We start from the raw sequence: 21,739 nt of genomic DNA, 5'->3' as shown, positions 1-21,739 counted from the left end.
TTTTTAATTGTCCCAAAATATTTTATACACAGTTGGGTCTTTCTGTGAAGGTGAATTACTATTGTTATTAATCTCATCTGAAGACCAGAAAAACGATGTCTGAAAGCTATTACCTAGAGTCGTAAGACTATCATCCAGAGGCCAGTCATCTCCATTATCTAGTTGATATTCCGGTGAAGGTCCATTAGGGTTCGCTAATACAGGATATCCCGTTCTGCGATAATCTGTATAAATATCCATTGGATCACCAAATGAGGCTATCCATTTTTGCGTCATTATTATTTCCAATTTTTTATCGGCATTGGCAGCGTCAAATTCAGATAATACATTAGTGATATAATCCATTACGGCACTTGCACCTTCTAACTTTGGAACTGTTTGCGAAGTTCCACTAGCCAATACAACCTCATCAACTTTCTGAAACGCTGCCTGCATAGCCTCTTCAAGTTTTGCACTAGTATCACCTGTCATTAAACCTACATGTATTAATTCTGCTTGGATAAACAAAAACTCATAATAAGTTAATATTCTCTTAGGGGCAACACCGGTACCATTAGTCGTAGCGCTTCTTGAAAAGCCTAACCCGTCATCAAATCTTCCTCCGGAGGGATATATTCCAGGGAATGTTGCATCATTTTGAACCGCCCCATCTCGATCTGTACTTATACTGCCAAAGCGAATAGTTAAGAAGCCTGTAGACTCATCCCAATAGTCGGCATTGGGATCACCACTTACCGTATCTCCTTGATCCCTTGGAAAAGTGCCAGGTGGCAACTGATTAACCCAGTAGTAAGGAATTCTTGGATCTGGATTTCCAGTATGAATGTTAGGATTCATTCCTTTTAAAACTTCATAGAACCAAGGACTAATGTAGTGATCTACCTGAGCTTGAACGTAAGACGCCTTAAACAATTCGTTACGTTCATCTGTTGGCGTTATATTAGAATAATTCGTCCATTGAAAATCATCTTCAGAAGAAGCTAAGAAATTACCTTCGCTTGCTAAAGCATTTAAATCAGAGGCATTAAACATTGATGATAGTCTAATTTGGTTATACAATTTTAATTTTAAAGTGTTTATAAACTTAACCCACTTATCTGTATCTCCTCCATAGAAAAAATCATCTGACCCTGGAAAAACATTTCCTTCTCCGCTGCTAATATTTACTTTAGCCATATCAAGCAGCTCAAAAACTGCCTTGTACACTTCCTGCTGATCATCAAATTTAGGCCCAACTATACCACTCTCTAATTGAGTAGCCTCAGAAAAAGGAATATCACCCCACAAATCGACAGCTACAGACCCTAGATAGGCCTTTAAAGCCTGTGCCACTCCTAAATAAACCTTATCATTACTTTCTGTAGCTTGTTTAATAAGTGTTTCTATATCTGTTAAAACGAGATAAATATCATCCCATTCATTTCGTATGCTTACATTGTCTGCCTGCGCTCCATATTGATCTTGTTCACTCCTAGAAACTAATTGATGTACATATACAGAAAGTATCTCAGCCGAATTAAAATTTGCAGATCCAATTTCACCTATCGTTGCTTGAATACTAGGCAAAATCAAATTTAGAGCCACCGTAGTTGGATTATCAACATCTGTATCAACATCCAAAAAGGTATCGCATCCAGATACTGTAAAGGCAGTGGCAAATATTAACAAATAATACTTTAGGCATTTATTATATATTAAATTTTTCATATTTAGTTTTATTAAAATGTTAGGTTAATCTTAAATCCATATCTCGTGGAAGTTGGTGGAGAAGCAATTTCGACACCTTGCAATCTTGATGTACCATGTGAAGTCACTTCTGGATCAAAATTTGTGTATTTTGGAACGTTTGGAGCGAAATACCATAAATTATTACCCATAGCACTAAACGACATTTTTCCAAATGGCGTTTTCTCAAGCCATTTAGAAGGCACATTATAAGTTAAACTAAGCTCTCTAAGTCTATATACTGTTCCGTCATACACACTTGCCTCAGCAACAGCATTTTGTCCAAACGTACTGGTAGCTCCGCCTCCATTAAAATATAAATCGTTAATATCTAATTGTGTCGTATTTGGTATTGGATTACCACTAGAATCAAGTTTAAGATTTCCTTGTGAATCACTATAGAACCCTGGAATGATTACTGTTCTTTCTCTGTCTTCAGTATCTTTTGTTACACCTCTCCCTAAAAGCGCTTGAATACTTGTAGATTGTATATCACCCCCTTCTCTCCAATCTATTTGAGCACTAAGCGTGAAATTTTTATAAGTAATATTATTAATAAAACTCATTCTAAAATCGGGATTTGGATCACCAATAATGCCATTCGCAGTAGTTCCTAATGCTTCATTATCTGCAGAGTTCCAAATATAGCCAGTAGCAGGATCTATAAGAAAGTTACCATTAGCATCTCTACCCCATTTTTGCCCATAAAAGACCCCAAAAGGTTGTCCTGGAATAGCATGTGGCACTTGATTACCATTACTTTCAAACTGAATTCTATCCAATCCTTCTACCAGTTCAGTTACTTCATTAACATTTCTCGTAAAAGTTGTAAATAAACTCCATCTTAAATTTTCATTTTGAATTGGCACCAATGTTAATCCCACTTCAACTCCAGTATTTTGCATCTCTCCAATATTAGTATTAAAGGACGTAAACCCGCTAGAAGATGGTACAGTTACAGCTGATATTAAGTTAGTTGTAGTTTTTTTGTACCAACTAAAATCAACCACTACGCGTCTGTTAAAAAATTCTAAATCTGTTCCTATTTCAAATTCTTTTGTAAATTCTGGTTCAATTTCTTGATCACCAAGTGCAATGCTATTACCTACAATTGGCACATTGTTTATAGGATTTCCTGTTGCAAAAGTTGTATTTAAGAATTCGCTAGGAGCAGCTCTACCTGCTTCAGCATAACTAGCTCTTAATTTAGCAAATGTTAAAACATCACTATCTATATTAAAAGCATCCGTCATTATTAACGATGAACTTAAAGAAGGATAAAAATAAGAACGATTATCTTTTGGTAATGTAGAATTCCAGTCGTTTCTGGCAGTTCCATTTAAAAACAAAAAGTCTTTATAGGAGAATCCAACCTCCGCAAATGCGCCAAAGGTTCTTTGCCTCGAACTTCTGTCAAAATTAATAGCCTGGGTTACCGTATTTCTTATTGATCTAACCCCTGGAGATATAAACGTACTACCTGTCAAAGCAAAATTCACAGCCGTGTTTTGCAGAATATTTGAACCTAAAATTCCCGTAAACCCGATATCATCATTTAATTTATAGTCAAAATTCACTAAGAAAGTAGATTCAATATCTTCATTGGTAAAATCAATTTTAACTACTGACCCGCCATCAGCTAATGATGCTCTAGATTGAGCATCCCTAATCTGTCTTCTTTCCAGAATATATTTATTCATTCCAACCCGCAATGACGTTGAAATGTTATCATTTATTGGGAAACTTATGTTTATATTCCCTACTGTTCTATTAGTTTGAGTTACAATTTGATCATGTTCCCAAGACCACAAAGGATGATCCCATCCGTCATTTGGAGTAACCGAAGCACCATTTGCATCTTCATAAGGTAAACTAGTATCCCAGGTTCTACCCAACCATAATGCTCTCGCAAAAGAAGAAGATGAGCCACCAAATTGGTTTTCACCGTAGAAACCTCCCACTTGATCTGTATTTGAAAAGCTAAGAGATCCTCCAAATGTTATTCCATTTTTCAGTTTAAAATTACCCCCAGCTGAAATAGATGTTCTATCATAAGAGTTAAAAGGGATATAACCTTCTTGAGCCAAATCTGAAACAGTCATGCTAAAGCTTCCATCTTCGCCACCGTAGGCAAGATTTACAGAATTCTCTAAAACCACTCCTGTTTTAAACAAATTCTTTACGTTATTTGGCTGAGCTACATAAGGTACAGTAGGTCCGAATTGGTCCGGAAAGGCATTTAATAGATTAGGCCATGTTGGAATAGTTTCTCTAGAATCAAAACGTGGCCCCCATGAACCATTGGCATTCTGATAGTCAAACTGTGTTCCATTTCCATAAGTGTTTTGATAATCTGGTAAATTTGCAATAGTCTCAAAATATGCACCAGAATTTACATTTACGCTAAGTTTTTTATTCCCCCCAGCATTTGGTGAGCCCGATTTTGTAGTTATAACAATAACTCCATTTGCAGCTCTAGACCCATACAAAGCTGAAGCCGCGACGCTCTTGAGAACATTTACAGAAGCTATATCATTTGGATCCAAACTAGACAATCCAGTTTCATAACTACCACCACCCAGAGTTTGGTTTGAGAAGTTTAAATTAGTATTATCACCCGCCTGGGTATTATCGTAGGCTATACCATCGACGATTATTAATGGTTGTGTTGAGCCTCCTAAAGTAGTTTGTCCTCTAATATTAATAAGGTTTGCCGCACCTGCAACACCAGTAGAAAAATTAACATTAACCCCAGCAACTTTCCCAGATAATGAGCGGATTAAATCTGGTTCGGAATTTTCAGTTATTTCTTGAGATGTTACTTTGCTAACTGCATATCCTAAATTTTTTGGATTTCTTTTAATACCGAAGGCAGTCACAACTACTTCTTCAAGAGCTTGTGTATCCTCTTGTAAAGAAACATTTATTGTGTTTAATGTATTTACTAAAATTTCTTGTTCAGCATAACCAACAAAGCTAAACACAAGCACATCTCCCAGATTTGCTTGAATTGAATATTTACCATCAAAATCTGTTGAAACACCAGAAGAAGTTCCTTTAATTAGCACGGTAGCTCCTGGAAGAGCTAATCCTAAATTGTCCGAAACCGTTCCCGAAATTGTTTTTTCTTGCGCTAATATCGAAGCAGTACTAAACATTAGTAAAAAGAAGATTAAGTAATTTTTAATTCTCATACGTTTCATATTAAATTAGTTAATTGAGTTAGTTAACAAAAAGCATAGGGTTATCTGTGATTTTAAGGAAGACTAATTCAAAAAAAATCAAAATGATAGAATACAAAGTTTAATGGAACTCTATAAGGTATTTTCACAACCAGAATAACCCTTTTGCTTATGTTATTTAAGCTAAATTATGACGAATAACATATGCTAATGGGTTGTTTTTTCTGAACTACTATGATATTGTTTTAAGAGATATCTATTGTTTTCTGAATGTAATAACGTATCAGCATGTAACGCTTGAAATTTTTATATGATTTATTAGTTCAATAAAACATGAAGTGTGTTTTAAATGTTTTAAATAATACATTTATTGTTTTAAAAAATACTTTTATTGTTTTAAATGAAATTAATCAAAAAAATAAGTGAAAAATAAATCAATATTTTTGTATTCGTACACTCTAATTAATCACAGCAAATCATGTTTAAATCCATCATAATAGATGACGAATTATTGGCAAGAAAACGTATTCTTAACTTAATTAAGAATATTGATAATATAGATGTAATTGGTGAGTGTGCCAATGGGGAAGATGCTATTAACAAAATAAATTCATTAAATCCTGATCTTATATTTTTAGATATAGAAATGAAAGATATGAATGGTTTTGATGTACTAGCTAAAATTGACAAACACAGAAGACCTCTAATAATATTCGTCACTGCATATGATGAGTTTGCTTTAAAAGCATTCGATTTCTTTGCTTTTGATTATTTGCTCAAGCCATTTGAAAATGAACGTTTCCTGCAATCTGTTCAAAAAGCAATCGAAAACCTACAAAATAACATTGAACATCAATATTTTGAAAAAGTAAATGAATTATTAAAATTTATTGGTCAGAATTCTAACCAAAAGAGTAACGTTTTTATGGAAAAATTCCCTATAAGGGTAGGCAATAAGATTAATTTCATAGAACAATCAGATATAAAATACATCTTGGCATCTGGTAGTTATCCAGAAATACAAACACTAAACAAGACAATTACAGTAAGAGATTCTTTAAACAATCTTATAAAGCAATTAAACGCCGATAAATTTATAAGAATTCATCGTTCGGTTATAATAAATATTTCCTACGTTTTAGAGGTTATACATTCCAGCTACTACGAACTTGATGTTAAAATGACGGATGGCAAGTTATTTAGAGTTAGTAAGTCTTACAGAAAAGCCATTAACAAAAAATTAGGCCTATAATATATGCTAAATCATTTCTTGAAAAATAAAAAAAATAATTTTGCTTCAATTAAAATTGACAAATCTCTTTTTTCAATTCTCCTTGCTTTTTATACAATTTATGAACTAATATCCATTATTACCAGGTTTTCAATATTCAAAATAAACCACATAAAAGACCCAAGTTTGGATTTAAACTTATCGTTTCTCTTTCTTCATATTATAGACTGGCTTGTTGTTTTAGCTTTTATGTATTTAATAATAAAAATAATACAACTCCCTTGGGTTGCAAACTTAAAATTGATTCCACTAGTAACCATACATATTTTGTTCTCATTGCTTATGGGTGTAACAATAATGCTTATTTCTTGTTTTATTTTTTACATATTAGATTTATTACCCGCAATTCCAGAAAACTCAACTTTTTTTTTGGAACTATTAGTTAGGATTGTTTCTGTATCCGATGATAACTTTTTAGTCTATTTTGCCATGCTCGGGGTAATATATTCTTATAGCTATTTTAAAAATATGGGAGAATTTAAAGAACAAGAATCTAGTTTAAAATCTCAATTGGTTGAAACTAAAATGTCTTTGCTTAAATCTCAACTAGACCCTCATTTTATCTTTAATACCTTAAACGGAATTTCGGCCCTTATAGAAATTGATCCAGATAAAGCGCAAAAAAACATATCTAATTTAAGTGATTTGCTAAGGGAAATTATTGATAGCAAAAGAGACAATTTAATACCTCTTAAAAAAGAGCTTTATATACATGAAAAATATACCAGTTTAATTCTTACTAGGTTTTCGGAAGATTTATCAATTGAAAAAGATGTTGAAGACAACCTTGATGAGATTTTAGTACCTAACCTTATAATTCAATCCTTAATTGAAAATTCTATAAAACATGGGTTTTCATATAAACACAAAACATTATTAATAAAAATTGTTATTCGCAAAACCTTCAATAATATGTTAACAATTATAGTATCAAATAATGGTAAACCTCTTGTTAATGATTTTAATACTCTGTTAAAAAAAGGAAGTGGATTAAAAAATATTCTGGATAGGTTAGAAACTATTTATGGTATAGGTAATTTTAATTTTGGTATCCATAATTCCTCAACATCTCATGAAGTCGTTACAAAAATTGTTATTCCAATTTAAAAAAACCAAACTTAATTAAGTTTGGTTTTTTCATTCGTGACCGCGAAGGGATTCGAACCCCCAACCCTCAGAGCCGAAATCTGATATTCTATCCAATTGAACTACGCAGCCATTATTTTACTATGCTAAATTAAGACAATTTTGCTTTTACAATATTTGAAATGGTTTTTCCATCTGCTTGTCCTGCCAATTCTTTACTTACAATACCCATTACCTTACCCATATCTTTCATACCTTCTGCTCCAACCCTATCTATAGTCATTACAACCACCTTTTCAATTTCTTCTTCGGTTAACGCTTCTGGTAAAAATTGATTAATAATTTCTGCTTCAGCAAGTTCTGGAGCTGCCAAATCTTCTCTTCCTTGTTCTAAATAAACTGCCGCACTATCCTTACGCTGCTTTACTTGTTTTTGGAGTATTTTAAGCTCTTGTTCTTCAGTTAATTCTTCCTTTGCTCCACTTTCAGTTTGTGCTAATAAAATTGCAGATTTAACCGCTCTTAAAGCTGTAAGTGCTGTTTGATCTTTAGCCTTCATTGCTCCCTTTAAAGCAGTCATAACTTCTTGTTGTAAACTCATAGGATAAATTATTAGACTGCGAAGATACTAAGAAAAATAGATTCTCTTCTTTAGAGCTTAACAAATTTTGAAGCAATAAAAAACCCGAAACGCTGAGGGAAACTTTTCGGGTTCATAACTAAGTTAGGCTAGTAATGTGTTTTTAACTAATCTACATTGTCGTGCAAAAATGAATTGTTACTTCTTAACTGAATATCGTCATTATCATCTAATCCAATACTCGTTCTAGACATATCTGTTTCTGACGAATGTTTTACTTCATCTAAATTCACACCTTGTCTTTTATATGCCGGCACTTTTTCAATGTCGTCTATCTTAGCGTTATTAAATTTATAATTGAAGTCTTTCATTTTACGTCTGCGCTCTTCTGCTCGCTCTTTTAGCATTTGAGATATTGGCGTATTCATAGGATCAATCTCATCAACTGGAATATCCTCTTCTGACACTTCTTCAATTACCTTCTTTTCAAAAACAATTTCCTCTTCTATTTCTTCTATAACCTCGGTCTTACTTACTTTTTTAGTATTCATAGCAGACTCCAATTCTATGTAATCATCTAAAGCATAGCGCACTTCACCATCCTCATTGGCCTCGGTAACAGTGATGAGTTCGATATAATCCTTAACAGGAATCTTCTTAATATTATCACTCATTATTGGTTCCTGCTCTTGTATGGATTCTTCTTCCTTTGCAGAGGATAATGGTAAATCGAATGTTAAAGTAATCTGCTGTTCTTCTTCAACTATAACTTCTTCCTTTTCTGAAACTACTGTAACCGGTTTAATAATAAAATCTTCCTCCTCTTGAATACCTAATGAAACTTCTTCATAAACCACATCCATATCTTTCAATAATTCTGATGTTGGAATTAAATTTATATCGGTATCGTTTGAAATCGTAAATTTCTTAGGTTCTACTTCTTCCTTTTTTTCAAATTGAATTGACTGCTCTTCGTCTTCTAACTCCAAAGTGTGACGTACAATTGGTGGTTCTTCCTTTTTCTCTAACTCTATAATAGGTGTAATAATTACAGGATCACGATCGTTAGCAGATAAATCTTGTTCTTCTTCAAGAGAATGTACCACTTTTTTAGTTTCGGTATTAGAAATTTCGTCTTGTTGCTCAACATTAAAACCAGTAGCAATAATGGTTACAGCAATAGATTCCTCAAGAGATTCGTCCTCACCAACACCCATAATAATATTTGCTCCATGACCTGCTTCATTTTGGATGTGATCATTTATTTCGCCAATTTCATCAATTGTAATTTCTTGAGATCCAGAAACAATAAGCAGTAACACATTCTTTGCTCCAGTAATTTTATTATCATTTAGTAAAGGAGAATCTAAGGCCTTTCTAATAGCATCTTGAGCTCGATTTTGACCAGATGCCAAAGACGATCCCATTATTGCTGTTCCACTATTACTTAATACCGTTTTAGCATCACGTAAATCGATATTTTGTGTGTAATGATGAGTAATAACTTCAGCTATACCACGAGCAGCGGTAGATAGCACTTCATCTGCTTTAGAAAAACCAGCTTTAAAACCAAGGTTTCCATAAACCTCACGAAGTTTATTATTATTAATTACTATTAAAGAGTCAACAACATCTCTTAGTTTTTCAATCCCTTTTTGAGATTGCTCTAAACGCATTTTACCTTCAAACTGGAATGGCATCGTTACAATACCAACGGTTAAGATATTCAGATCTTTTGCCATTTTAGCAATTATAGGAGCTGCACCAGTCCCAGTGCCACCGCCCATTCCCGCAGTTATAAATACCATTTTAGTATTGGAATCTAACATGCGTGAAATTTCCTCGAAACTCTCAACGGCTGATTGTTCACCAATTTCTGGGTTAGCGCCTGCACCAAGTCCTTCGGTTAAATTAAGACCTAATTGAATTTTGTTAGGCACACCACTATTTTGAAGGGCTTGTGCATCGGTATTGCAGATATAGAAATCTACCCCTTTAATGCCTTGTTGGAACATGTGATTAATGGCATTGCTACCACCGCCTCCAACACCAATAACTTTAATGACATTTGATTGATTTTTGGGTAAATCAAATGCGATGCTTTCGAATTCTTTTTTGCTGCTCATAAATTCTAGTTTGCTGGTTTTAATACTTAAATTTTACTTTTATTCTATGGATTAATTATATGTCTATTCGGCGTTATCTAAAAAATCTTTAACGCGTTCTGTTAATTTATCTAAAAACGATCGTCTTTCTTTTACTGGAGCTTCATTAACCTCGCTTTCCGAGTTCTCATGTATCTCAACTTCTTTTTCTTCAATACTTTTTCTATCTAAACGTTTCAGCCCATCTAATACTAGACCAACTGCCGTTGCATATAGCGGACTTGTTACATCTTCATCACTATCTCCGGCTAAGTGCTCATTTGGATAACCTATTCTAGTATCCATGCCTGTTATATATTCAACTAATTGCTTTAAATGTTTTAGTTGACTTCCACCTCCTGTAAGCACAATACCTGCAATGAGCTTCTTTTTTTGCTCCTCGTGTCCGTAATTTTTTATCTCAACATAAACTTGCTCAACAATTTCTACAACACGTGCATGTATTATTTTAGATAAATTCTTTAACGTTATTTCTTTTGGTTCTCTTCCTCTAAGCCCTGGAATAGAAACAATTTCGTTATCCTTATTTTCTCCAGGCCATGCAGAACCAAATTTGATTTTTAATAATTCTGCTTGTTTTTCAATAATAGAACAACCCTCTTTTATGTCTTCAGTAATCACATTTCCTCCAAAAGGAATTACCGCTGTATGACGAATAATACCATCTCTAAATATGGCTAAATCTGTGGTTCCACCTCCTATGTCAATCAATGCAACTCCAGCCTCCTTTTCTTCTTGACTTAAAACTGCATTAGCAGATGCTAAGGGTTCCAAAGTAATTCCTTCTAAATCTAAACCTGCACTTTGCACACAGCGTCCAATATTTCGAATGGATGATACTTGACCAACAACAACATGGAAGTTCGCTTCCAATCTTCCCCCATACATCCCTATAGGTTCCTTTATTTCTGCTTGCCCATCTACTTTATATTCTTGTGGTAAGACATGAATAATTTCCTCACCAGGCAACATAACCAATTTATGCACTTGATTAATTAACCTATCAATGTCATCTTCATCAATTACAGTTTCAGAATTTGGTCTGGTTATATAATCGCTATGTTGTAAACTTCTAATATGCTGTCCTGCAATACCCACAGTAACATCTTCAATTTTCATATCTGCAGAAACCTCTGCCTCTTGAACAGCCTGCTGAATTGATTGGATGGTTTGTGTTATATTATTTACGACACCTCGGTGCACACCAAGACTTTTAGATTTACCAATACCCAAAATCTCAACTTTATCGTATTCATTTTTACGACCAATCATGGCCACAATTTTTGTGGTTCCTATGTCTAACCCTACTGCTAAATTATGTTCCATTTTTTATCTTTTGGTACACACGACTTGATTGTCAAATTGTAAATTAACTTTACTATAATTATTAAGTGTATTCTCTTTTAGGTTCTTTTTATAAAAAACTTTTAGGTTATTAATTTTTTTATCCAAACTTTCTATTTTTCCTAGCTGGACAATGAAATTACAGTTCCTTAATTTGAGATTTAAAGCTTTATTTTGATCTTGATGAATTCCAATAACATTCTTTCTTAAAAAATCATCATTTTTTATTTTACTTGCAATCTCAAACAGGTTTTTTAAATTGTTCTTTTCAACATGTCCGGTAACCAATGGAACTCTAGCCGAATAATTGCTTGACAATGGCATAAACGAACCTTCGTCATCAATATAATAAGACGAATTTGTACTTACTCTTGCTAAAGGTGTTTTTTGCTCTATCTCGGCATTAAGCCCTCCATTTACAGAAACATACACTTCCGCCGACTTAATCATCGGATTAGAAGTTAGGGCTTCTTCTAATTGATTCAAATCTAAAGTTTCTTTAAGCACATTTTTAACGTCCCTTTGATTTTGTATTAACAATTTACTAACAGTCTCATTAGTTATAAAAAGATTATTCTCACCTAAGAATTTTATCTCAGGCTGAGAAACTATTCTTTCAGCATTTCGTGATGTTGCAAAAGCAAAAAGAAACACTACTAGCCCTAGTAGACAAATCATTTTTAAAAAGTTCCAATTAACTCGCAAGGCTCAATTCTTTTTTAATATGTTTTACTTCTTCCCCAATGTCTCCAGCTCCAATAGTTAAAATAACCTGAGCTGTACTTTCATGAATTCTATCGATTAATTCTTGTTTCGAGACAAGGCGCTTTTTCTCGTTATTTATTTTATCCAACAACCAAGAAGAGGTAACTCCTTCAATTGGCAGCTCTCGTGCTGGATAAATATCCAACAGCAATATTTCATCAAACTTGGATAAGCTAAGCGCAAAATCATCAATAAAATCTCGTGTTCTACTAAACAAATGTGGCTGAAAAATAGCTAGTACTTTTTTGGTTGGATACATTTCTCTTACCGCTTGATGCACAGCACTAATTTCTTCTGGATGATGTGCATAATCGTCTATAAAGACTAACTTTTCTGTTTTAATATGATAGGTAAAACGACGCTTGACACCTTTATAAGATGCTAAAGCATTGGCGAGCTGCCGGTGAGGGCAACCATATTCTACAGCCATCGCCAAGGCTATTAATGCATTCGACAAATTATGTCTACCAGGTAGGTTAAATTCCAACTTTTCTAGAACTGTTTTTGGCGTTTTAACATCAAAAACATATGTTCCGTTTTCTATTCTTATATTTTGAATGGTATAATCAGAATCATCTTCAATGCCATAAGTGATGCCTTCTAATGGCAACCCATTTTTAACGAATAATTTCCCTTTTGATTTTAGTCGCTTTGAAAACTCAACAAATGATTTTTTTAGTGATTCTTCTTCTCCATAAATATCTAAATGATCTGCATCCATTGAGGTTATACAAGCCATATCTGGCGACAAAGCCAAAAACGAACGATCGAATTCATCTGCTTCAACTACAGTAACCTTGTTTCCATTTAAAATCAAATTAGAATTATAGTTTTCACTAATTCCGCCTAAAAATGCAGTTAGTTCAATCTCACATTCATACATTAAATGCCCAAGAATACTTGTTGTAGTTGTTTTTCCGTGCGTACCTGCTATAGCTAAACAAAATGAGTTTTCCGTAATCAAACCAAGTACTTTAGAACGTTTTAAAACCTCGTATCCATTATTTCTAAAATATGTTAACTCACTATGAGACTTAGGGACCGCTGGGGTGTAAATAACTAATGTGCTTACAGGTTTCAAAAATTCAATAGGAATATTTTCTGTTGTATCTTCATAGTGCACATTAATACCAAAATCTACAAGACCATTAGTAATATCGGTCGGAGTCTTATCATATCCAACGACATTTTTTTTATGAGCCTTAAAATATCTAGCTAAAGCACTCATACCAATACCACCTATACCGATAAAATAAATATTATTTACATTTTTTAAGTTCATCTATTAACTAAAAGGTTTTCAACTTCATCTGCTATCTCCTTGGTAGCATTCACTAATGCCAGTTTCTTTATGTTTTGACCCAATTCTTTTTGCTTTACGGGAGAAGCAATTAACTGAGAAAATTTATTCTTGAAATCCACTTCTAAATCAGCCTCCTTTATAATTATTGCCGCGTCACTTTCTACAATTGTCATAGCGTTTTTTGTTTGATGATCCTCCGCGACATTAGGCGAAGGAATAAACATAACTGGCTTACCAACAATACACAACTCGGACACTGAACTTGCTCCTGCTCTGGATATCACAATATCAGCCGCAGCATAAGCAAAATCCATGTTATTTAAGAACTGATAAACTTGAACGTTCTTAGTGTTATTATATATCTTATATTGCTGAAAATATAACTTACCACATTGCCAGATAATTTGAACATTCTGCGTGTCAAAAAAATCTAACTCGTTTTCAATTAATTCATTAATTCTTCTAGCACCTAAACTTCCCCCTAAAACCAAAAGCGTATACTTACCGTGCTTTAAATTGAAAAAGTTTTTGGCTTCAACTGTTTTCTCATCTATATCTAATAAATCTTGCCTTACTGGATTACCTGTTTTTATTATTTTATCCTCGGGAAAGAAACGTTCTAAACCATTATAAGCAACACATATTTTTTTAACTTTTTTGGCTAACAATTTATTGGTAATTCCAGGATAAGAGTTTTGTTCTTGTATTAAACATGGAATTCCTGAAGAAGCTGCAACATGCAACAATGGACCACTTGCGAACCCACCAGTACCAATTACCACATTAGGCTTAAATGCTTTTACTATTTTTCGAGCTCGCCACAAACTACTAAGTAATTTAAAAGGAAACATCAGATTTTTCAAAGTCAACTTACGTTGTATCCCAGAAATCCATAACCCTTTTATGTCATAACCCGCTTGAGGCACTTTTTCCATTTCCATTCTGTCCTTTGCTCCCACAAACAGAAAGTCGGCTTCAGGGAAACGAGACTTTAGCTCGTTGGCAATAGCAATAGCCGGGTAAATATGCCCTCCTGTGCCACCTCCAGATAATATGATTTTATACTTGTTCATCAAATTGTTTCTGATAATATCTCTAAAGGATTTTCTTCCCTACTTTCTTGCTCTTTTACTTCTTCTCTTCTTGAACTTACACTCAATATAACACCAATAGCTAAACACGTCATCCATATAGAAGTTCCTCCACTACTAATTAATGGTAAAGTTTGACCAGTTACTGGGAACAACTCTACAGCAACCGCCATATTAATTAAAGCCTGAAAAACAATAGGCAAGCCAACTCCTAAAACTAAAAGCTTTCCAAACACTGTATCGGCCTTTTGTGCAACTATTACGATTCTAAATAAAAACCACATGTATAAAATCATTATTAAAAAACCTCCTATCAAACCATATTCTTCTATAATTATTGCAAAAATGAAATCTGATGAGGACTGTGGCAAAAAGTTCTTTTGAATACTCTTTCCTGGACCAACGCCTTTTATACCGCCAGAGGCAATGGCTATTTTAGCTTTTTCTATTTGATAATCGGCTTCAGTATCTTCTCCATTGGAATAATTTTTAATTCGATTTTCCCAAGTGGTAACCTTAACATTTAATGGTCCTGAAGTTAATTTAGCGGCCATAACAAACATCACAAGGGCTATAACTCCTAACCCGAAAATAATTCCTAAATATCGAACCGGATAACCTCCTAAAAAAACTAATATAATCACCATTAAAAATATAATGGCTGCAGTTGAAAAATTTGATGGTAGAATCAAAGCTAATATCAAAAATACTGGAACCCAAAGCGGTAAAATCGAAGCCTTAAAAGAAATTTCTCTATCCTTTATTTTAGACATGTATCTTGCTACATAAACCATTAGAACGACCGATGCGAATGTTGATGTTTGAAAAGACATACCAACAATTGGAATCTGAATCCATCGACTCGCGCTTGCACCTTCAACCACAGTTCCTTGCAACATGGTAATTCCCAAAAGCACCAAAACAATTGGAATCATTATTAATGACAACCCCTTGAAATATCTATAAGGAATCTTATGAACACCATACATAATAGCAAATCCAAGAAACAGATGCATAAAATGCTTCACAAAAAAGGTAAATGTATTTCCGTTACCTCCTTTATAAGCTAAATTACTGGCAGCACTATATACAGGCAAAAAAGATAGAATCGCTAAAAGGGCAACTATTGCCCAAATTAATCGATCTCCTTTTATGTTATTAAATAACTGCTGCACTTATTAAAGCTTCTTTCTAAATGTTTATAAATTTCTAACGGCATTTTTAAATTGACGCCCTCTATCTTCGTAATTTTGAAACAAATCAAAACTTGCACATGCAGGCGATAACAATACGTTATCCCCGGCCTCTGCTACTTTATAAGCTATTTTTACCGCTTCGCTCATAAATTGTGTTTCGATAATAATATCTACCATGCCACCAAAAGTTTTTAAAAGCTTTTCGTTGTCCACACCTAAGCAAATAATAGCCTTAACTTTTTCGTTTACAAACTGAAAAAGCTCTTGATAATCGTTTCCTTTATCCTCACCACCGACTATCCATACCGTAGGCGCATCCATACTTTCTAAGGCATAATAGGTAGCATTTACATTTGTTGCTTTAGAATCATTGATATATTGAACTTTATTAATTTTTAAAACCTCTTCTAGTCGATGTTCAACACCTTGAAAATTTTCTAAGCTCTCCCTAATAGTCTGCTTTCTAATCCTTAATAAATGAGCAACGGTTGAGGCAGCCATTGCGTTTTTAATATTGTGTTTTCCCTCAAGAGATAATGTTGTTGTTGGCATAATTATTTGATCGTTATCTATCGTTATTTTTATATTTTCTTTGTCTAAATACGCTCCATTTTCAATTGTTTTTTCAAGTGAAAATGGAAGTAGGGTCGATTGAACTGGATTATTATTCAAATGATTAACTATTACTTCATCATCTCCATCATAAATCAAATAATCATCTTTTGTTTGATTCATTGCTATTCTAAATTTCGATGAGATATAGTTATCAAACTTGTAATCATATCTATCTAAATGATCTGGAGTAATATTGGTTATTATGGCAATATGTGGTTTAAAACTATAGCAATCATCCAACTGAAAACTACTTATCTCAAGCACATAATTTTTATATCCTCTTTCCAATACTTGCTTTGCGAAACTATCACCAATATTACCTGCTAAACCAACATTTAAATCACCTTTTAAAAGATGATGCGTTAATGTAGCTGTGGTTGTTTTACCGTTACTCCCGGTGATTCCCACTATAGTTGCATCTGTGAACTTAGAAGCAAATTCTATTTCGGAAATCACGGGAATATTGGCAGCTACTAATCTCTGTACTAAACCTATCTTACTAGGTATCCCAGGACTTTTCATTATAATATTAGCATTCAGAATTTTTGCTTCTGTATGCGTTTCTTCCTCCCACTCAATCTCATTATGTATAAGAACTTCTTTATATTTTTCTTTTATTTTTCCCTTATCGGAAACAAATACATGATAGCCTTTTTCCTTTCCTAAAAGAGCAGTTCCCACACCGCTTTCTCCACCACCTAGAACCACTAACCTTTTCATCTATCTAATCTTCAGAGTTACAATAGAAATTATGGCTAACAGTATTCCTATAATCCAAAATCTTGTAACTATTTTACTTTCATGATATCCTGATTTTTGATAGTGATGATGTAACGGAGACATTTTAAAAATGCGCCTTCCTTCTCCATATTTTTTCTTGGTATATTTAAACCAACTCACCTGCATCATCACGGATAAATTTTCCGCTAAAAAAATTCCACATAGCACTGGTATTAACCATTCCTTACGAACAGCAATTGCTATTACTGCAATAATTCCACCAATAGTTAAACTTCCTGTATCACCCATAAAAACCTGGGCAGGGAATGTATTATACCACAGAAACCCAATTAAGGCCCCTACAAAAGCGGCTATATAAATGGTAATTTCTTCCACTCTTGGGATGTACATGATATTGAGGTAATCAGAGAAAATTATGTTACCAGAAACCCATGCAAATATGCCAAGAGTAAGGACTATTATAGCAGAGGTTCCTGCTGCAAGACCATCAATTCCATCGGTTAAATTGGCTCCATTTGAAACAGCTGTTACGATAAAAATAGAAACCAAAATAAAAATTACAAACGCATATTTTTCTAAACTAGGATTTATCCAAGTGATTAGTTTAGCGTAATCAAATTCATTACCCTTTACAAATGGAATGGTTGTTTTTGTTGATTTAGCCTCTTCCTTAAAAAGTTTTGACGGCGCTATATTGGCATCCTTTAAAATTAACTCTTGCTGCTGCTCTATTGATAATTTTTCTTTGATGGTAACATCGTCATGAAAATATAATGTCGCCCCAATTATGAGACCTAATCCAACCTGACCTAACACTTTGAATCGCCCTTTTAAGCCCTCTTTATCATTTTTGAACTTTTTAATATAATCATCTAAAAATCCTATAATTCCCATCCAGATTGTAGTAACAATCAACAAAATGATATATATATTGTCTAATCTTGCTAATAATAACACTGGCAATAGCGTAGCAAGAATTATTATAATGCCACCCATTGTTGGTGTTCCTGCTTTCTCTGCTTGTCCTGCCAAACCTAAGTCTCTAATGGTCTCACCCATTTGCTTTTTCTGAAGAAATCGTATTATTCGCTTACCAAAAATGGTAGAAATAAGCAAGGAAAAAATAATTGCCGCTGCAGCCCTAAAGGTGATAAAGCCAAAAAGTGAAGCCCCAGGAAATTGAAATTCTTTTTCTAAATATTCAAATAGGTAATACAGCATATTATTTTTGCAACTGTTTTAAAAATTCTTGTACTATCTTAAAATCATCAAAATCAAAGCGTTCTCCTTTAATTTCTTGATATGTCTCGTGTCCCTTTCCTGCAATTAGAATTATGTCATTTGGATTAGCCATTTGACATGCTGTTTTAATTGCTTGTTTTCTATCGGTTATTGAGAGAACCTTTTTAAAATTTTGAGGCTCAACACCTTTTTCAATCTCTTCAATGATAGTTTCTGGAACTTCGCTTCTAGGATTATCACTAGTTAAAACTACTTTTGTACTTAATGCCGAAGCTATATGACCCATTTTCGGGCGTTTGGTTTTATCTCTGTCTCCACCACATCCAAAAACAGTTATCAATTCTTCGTTTTTTGTTCGAATACTATTTATAGTCCGTAACACATTTTTTAATGCGTCTGGTGTATGTGCATAATCAACTATAGCAGTGATTTTTTCATCTGAAACTAGATATTGAAATCGTCCAGTTACACTTTGCAACTCACTTATAATTCGTAAAATTTCAACCTTTTCTAAACCCAATAATTCGGCAGTAGCATAAATCGCTAAAACATTATAAGCGTTGAAATTGCCAATTAATCTTGACCAAACCTCGCTATCATTCAACTTAAGAAGAAGCCCACTAAATTGATTTTCTAATATTTGAGCTTTATAATCGGCATAACCTTTTATAGCATAAGTGAATTTTCTAGCCGATGTGTTTTGAAGCATCACTAAACCATTCTTGTCATCTGTATTTACTAAGGCAAAAGCCTTAGATGAAAGCTGATCGAAGAATCGCTTTTTAACATCTCTGTATTCCGCAAAGGATTTGTGATAATCTAAGTGATCATGAGATAAATTCGTAAAAATACCACCTTCAAAATGAAGTCCTTCGGTTCTATTTTGATGGATTCCATGAGAACTAACCTCCATAAAACAAAACTCAACTCCAGCTTTATTCATTTCCACCAAGTACTTATTAATTGTTAGAGAATCTGGTGTAGTATGAGTTGCCTTATATTCATTATCATCAACTAAAATTTTTACTGTCGATAATAAACCCACTTTATATCCAGCCTTCTTAAATAACTGATATAAAAGACTTGCAACGGTTGTTTTACCGTTAGTACCTGTAACACCTATTAGTTTTAAATTTTCGGATGGAACATTGTAAAAATTAGAAGCCATTATTGCCATGGCCTTGCTAGAACTATCAACTTCAACATAGGTAACACCCTCTTGCAGATTTTGTGGCATCTCCTCACATATAATTGCAATAGCACCACTATCAATTGCTTTATCTATGTACTCATGACCATCTACTGCACTTCCTCTCACAGCCACAAACACATTTTCAGAATTTACATTTCTTGAGTCGAATTCAATTGCTTTTATTGCAAGACTTGTGCTGCCAACCACCGCATTTAATGTAACCTTATATAATATGTCTTTTAATTCTATCACGAAGCGTTTAAAACAATAGTTTGATTACTATTTAACTTTACTTTTTCTCTTACAGATTGCTTTTTCACAATACCAGCTCCCAAAAGTTCAATCTTAACATCAACTTGCATATTTTCTAATAATGCGATAGCATCCATAGCAGGCAAACCAACCACATTAGGCATAATTGTTTTGTGGTTTTGGGCTAATTTGTAGTACGCTTCAAATTGCGATTCAGCTTTAGCGTTTTTCACCTCTAAAGTTTCTACTTCATCAATAATTGGTGTATCTGTAAATATTTTTTGAGCTATTCTTTTAAATACGGGACCTGAAACATCAGCTCCATAATAACCTACGCTTTTATCAGGTTCGTGAATAACTACAATACAAGAGTATTTTGGATTATCAGCAGGAAAATATCCTGCAAACGAAGAGATATAGTTGAGCTTATCTTTATCACGATAATCTTTCTGACAAGTTCCTGTTTTACCTGCCATTGAAAAATTTTCTGAATACAATCCGTTTCCTGTTCCATGCTTCTTTTCAACAACATTCTTTAAAAGCTTTTGAAGTTTTCCAATGGTTTCTTTAGAACAGACTTGTCTATTAATAACTTCTTTTTCAAATGGCACGATAACTTTATCGAATTCTTTAACCTCCTTCAAAAATTGAGGCTTTACCATTTCACCGTTATTAGCGATAGCATTATAGAATGTTAATGTTTGTAATGGTGTGAATGAAACACCATAACCATAAGCCATCCATTGTAAAGCAATACCACTCCATCTTCCATTCTTAACTCTTGGATCTGGCACTATAGACTTTGCTTCACCTATAATTGGAATCCCCAAAGAATCGCCATGCTTAATATTCATGGCACTAAGGCGATCAATAAACTTGCTTGGTTTTTCTTTATAAGCCTGATCTATGGCTTTTACAACCCCAGTATTCGATGACACCTCAAAAGCTTTAGAAACAGTTATTTTTCCGTAGCCACCATGCTTTGAATCTCTCACTTTTTTTCCATAGAAAGACAAAATCCCTTTTTCTGTATCAACAACATCGCTGGTATCAACTAACTTATCTTCAAAGGCTGCTGCTAAGGCCATAAGCTTAAAGGTCGATCCCGGTTCATGACTTTCTCCAACAGCATAATTCAATCGTTCATAATACACTCCTTTAGAACTTCTTCCTAAATTGGAAATCGCTTTTACTTCGCCTGTTTTGGTTTCCATAACGATCACGCATCCGTGATCTGCTTTATATTTATCCAACTGCTCCAAAAGAGCATGATGAGCTATGTCCTGAATATTAACGTCAATGGTTGTGTAAACATCATAACCATCTTTTGGCTCAACCTGATTATAATCGGTAAGAGGTTTCCATTTGTTTTTGCCTATTTTTTGCTTCCAACGTTTTCCATCTGTACCTCTTAAATATTTTACCCCAAAAGCACCATCAATACCAGGTCGGGTTACATTGCCTTTCTCATCAATACGCTCGTAACCAATCGTTCGTCGTGCAATACTTCCCATTGGAAATTCTCGTTTTGTATTTTGCTCAACTATCAAACCTCCAGGAATAGCTCCTTTATTTAAAAGCGGAAAACTTCTTAATCTCACATAATCAGAATACCCAATGTTTTTTGCCAATAAATAATATTGATTTTTGTTTGCACGTGCTCTTCTGATGGCCCGCTGATAATAACTTGATGATTTACCTGAATATCTGGAAAGTGAATCAGACAATGCCTTTATGTTTTCTTCGAATAATTTTGAAGAAGAAACAACCGCATCAATAGCAATATTATATTTAGGAATTGAGGTCGCTAATAAGCTACCATCATCTGCATAAACATTACCTCTATTTGCGGGTATTGTTACATTCTTTATTGATCGCTTTCCAACCAGACTTTTATATTTATCTCCTTGCAAAAACTGAATACTCACAAGCTTAAACACCACAGCAATTCCGAAGACGAACATACATC

General features: G+C 33.8%; 15 protein-coding genes and 1 tRNA gene. 2 read left to right on the top strand and 14 right to left on the bottom strand.

Features of this window, described 5'->3' with window-relative positions; all coding sequences use genetic code 11:
• Positions 1 to 3: 3 nt before the first annotated feature.
• On the bottom strand, positions 4 to 1,707 hold the full coding sequence (locus FEF17_RS07890) for a SusD/RagB family nutrient-binding outer membrane lipoprotein (protein ID WP_139001798.1): 1,704 nt from the start codon (positions 1,705 to 1,707) through the stop codon (positions 4 to 6).
• 11 nt (positions 1,708 to 1,718) lie between these two features.
• Positions 1,719 to 4,928, bottom strand: a complete 3,210-nt coding sequence (locus tag FEF17_RS07885) for a SusC/RagA family TonB-linked outer membrane protein (protein WP_139001797.1) — start codon at positions 4,926 to 4,928, stop codon at positions 1,719 to 1,721.
• Positions 4,929 to 5,385: 457 nt separating this feature from the next.
• On the opposite strand from FEF17_RS07885, the gene FEF17_RS07880 reads away from it, so the two are divergent.
• Positions 5,386 to 6,159, top strand: a complete 774-nt coding sequence (locus FEF17_RS07880) for a LytR/AlgR family response regulator transcription factor (protein WP_139001796.1) — start codon at positions 5,386 to 5,388, stop codon at positions 6,157 to 6,159.
• A 279-nt stretch (positions 6,160 to 6,438) separates the two neighbouring features.
• Positions 6,439 to 7,305 (top strand): sensor histidine kinase, encoded by an 867-nt coding sequence (locus FEF17_RS07875; protein WP_170180979.1) that lies wholly within the window; start codon positions 6,439 to 6,441, stop codon positions 7,303 to 7,305.
• A 37-nt stretch (positions 7,306 to 7,342) separates the two neighbouring features.
• On the opposite strand, the gene FEF17_RS07870 is transcribed toward FEF17_RS07875, so the two are convergent.
• The 12 genes from FEF17_RS07870 to FEF17_RS07815 form a co-directional block, all read right to left on the bottom strand.
• Positions 7,343 to 7,416, bottom strand: a tRNA-Arg gene (locus FEF17_RS07870).
• A 19-nt stretch (positions 7,417 to 7,435) separates the two neighbouring features.
• Positions 7,436 to 7,885: a GatB/YqeY domain-containing protein gene (locus tag FEF17_RS07865; RefSeq protein ID WP_139001794.1), complete on the bottom strand. Its 450-nt coding sequence runs from the start codon at positions 7,883 to 7,885 to the stop codon at positions 7,436 to 7,438.
• A gap of 146 nt (positions 7,886 to 8,031) precedes the next feature.
• On the bottom strand, positions 8,032 to 9,990 hold the full coding sequence (gene ftsZ / locus FEF17_RS07860; RefSeq protein ID WP_139001793.1) for a cell division protein FtsZ: 1,959 nt from the start codon (positions 9,988 to 9,990) through the stop codon (positions 8,032 to 8,034).
• Positions 9,991 to 10,053: 63 nt separating this feature from the next.
• Positions 10,054 to 11,355 carry a cell division protein FtsA gene (ftsA, locus tag FEF17_RS07855; protein WP_139001792.1) on the bottom strand — a complete coding sequence of 434 codons (1,302 nt, stop codon included), beginning with the start codon at positions 11,353 to 11,355 and terminating at the stop codon, positions 10,054 to 10,056.
• A gap of 3 nt (positions 11,356 to 11,358) precedes the next feature.
• Positions 11,359 to 12,051, bottom strand: coding sequence for a cell division protein FtsQ/DivIB (locus FEF17_RS07850; RefSeq protein WP_344735782.1), 693 nt, complete (start codon positions 12,049 to 12,051; stop codon positions 11,359 to 11,361).
• A 16-nt stretch (positions 12,052 to 12,067) separates the two neighbouring features.
• Positions 12,068 to 13,420, bottom strand: a complete 1,353-nt coding sequence (murC, locus tag FEF17_RS07845; protein WP_139001790.1) for a UDP-N-acetylmuramate--L-alanine ligase — start codon at positions 13,418 to 13,420, stop codon at positions 12,068 to 12,070.
• Positions 13,417 to 14,514 carry an undecaprenyldiphospho-muramoylpentapeptide beta-N-acetylglucosaminyltransferase gene (murG, locus tag FEF17_RS07840; RefSeq protein WP_139001789.1) on the bottom strand — a complete coding sequence of 366 codons (1,098 nt, stop codon included), beginning with the start codon at positions 14,512 to 14,514 and terminating at the stop codon, positions 13,417 to 13,419. The genes murC and murG overlap by 4 nt, the downstream gene beginning before the upstream one ends.
• Entirely contained in the window at positions 14,514 to 15,707 is a 1,194-nt protein-coding gene (locus tag FEF17_RS07835; RefSeq protein WP_139001788.1) for an FtsW/RodA/SpoVE family cell cycle protein, read from the bottom strand. The genes murG and FEF17_RS07835 overlap by 1 nt, the downstream gene beginning before the upstream one ends.
• A gap of 24 nt (positions 15,708 to 15,731) precedes the next feature.
• Positions 15,732 to 17,063 (bottom strand): UDP-N-acetylmuramoyl-L-alanine--D-glutamate ligase, encoded by a 1,332-nt coding sequence (gene murD / locus FEF17_RS07830; protein WP_139001787.1) that lies wholly within the window; start codon positions 17,061 to 17,063, stop codon positions 15,732 to 15,734.
• Entirely contained in the window at positions 17,064 to 18,305 is a 1,242-nt protein-coding gene (gene mraY, locus FEF17_RS07825; protein ID WP_139001786.1) for a phospho-N-acetylmuramoyl-pentapeptide-transferase, read from the bottom strand.
• A gap of 1 nt (position 18,306) precedes the next feature.
• Positions 18,307 to 19,770 carry a UDP-N-acetylmuramoyl-L-alanyl-D-glutamate--2,6-diaminopimelate ligase gene (locus FEF17_RS07820; protein WP_139001785.1) on the bottom strand — a complete coding sequence of 488 codons (1,464 nt, stop codon included), beginning with the start codon at positions 19,768 to 19,770 and terminating at the stop codon, positions 18,307 to 18,309.
• Positions 19,767 to 21,734, bottom strand: coding sequence for a penicillin-binding protein (locus FEF17_RS07815; RefSeq protein ID WP_139002158.1), 1,968 nt, complete (start codon positions 21,732 to 21,734; stop codon positions 19,767 to 19,769). The genes FEF17_RS07820 and FEF17_RS07815 overlap by 4 nt, the downstream gene beginning before the upstream one ends.
• Between the last annotated feature and the right edge of the window lie 5 nt (positions 21,735 to 21,739).

Origin of the sequence: Hyunsoonleella aestuarii (assembly GCF_006148925.1) — a bacterium.
GTDB classification, from domain to species: domain Bacteria; phylum Bacteroidota; class Bacteroidia; order Flavobacteriales; family Flavobacteriaceae; genus Algibacter_D; species Algibacter_D aestuarii.
Note: the sequence above shows the minus strand (reverse complement) of the source record. Positions and strands in the feature narration are given on the sequence as shown.

Coding starts and splice junctions, on each gene's coding strand:
- FEF17_RS07890 (WP_139001798.1), bottom strand. CDS start 1,707: ATGAAAAATTTAATATATAATAAATGCCTAAAGTATTATTTGTTAATA.
- FEF17_RS07885 (WP_139001797.1), bottom strand. CDS start 4,928: ATGAAACGTATGAGAATTAAAAATTACTTAATCTTCTTTTTACTAATG.
- FEF17_RS07880 (WP_139001796.1), top strand. CDS start 5,386: ATGTTTAAATCCATCATAATAGATGACGAATTATTGGCAAGAAAACGT.
- FEF17_RS07865 (WP_139001794.1), bottom strand. CDS start 7,885: ATGAGTTTACAACAAGAAGTTATGACTGCTTTAAAGGGAGCAATGAAG.
- ftsZ (WP_139001793.1), bottom strand. CDS start 9,990: ATGAGCAGCAAAAAAGAATTCGAAAGCATCGCATTTGATTTACCCAAA.
- ftsA (WP_139001792.1), bottom strand. CDS start 11,355: ATGGAACATAATTTAGCAGTAGGGTTAGACATAGGAACCACAAAAATT.
- FEF17_RS07850 (WP_344735782.1), bottom strand. CDS start 12,051: ATGATTTGTCTACTAGGGCTAGTAGTGTTTCTTTTTGCTTTTGCAACA.
- murC (WP_139001790.1), bottom strand. CDS start 13,420: ATGAACTTAAAAAATGTAAATAATATTTATTTTATCGGTATAGGTGGT.
- murG (WP_139001789.1), bottom strand. CDS start 14,514: ATGAACAAGTATAAAATCATATTATCTGGAGGTGGCACAGGAGGGCAT.
- murD (WP_139001787.1), bottom strand. CDS start 17,063: ATGAAAAGGTTAGTGGTTCTAGGTGGTGGAGAAAGCGGTGTGGGAACT.
- mraY (WP_139001786.1), bottom strand. CDS start 18,305: ATGCTGTATTACCTATTTGAATATTTAGAAAAAGAATTTCAATTTCCT.
- FEF17_RS07815 (WP_139002158.1), bottom strand. CDS start 21,734: ATGTTCGTCTTCGGAATTGCTGTGGTGTTTAAGCTTGTGAGTATTCAG.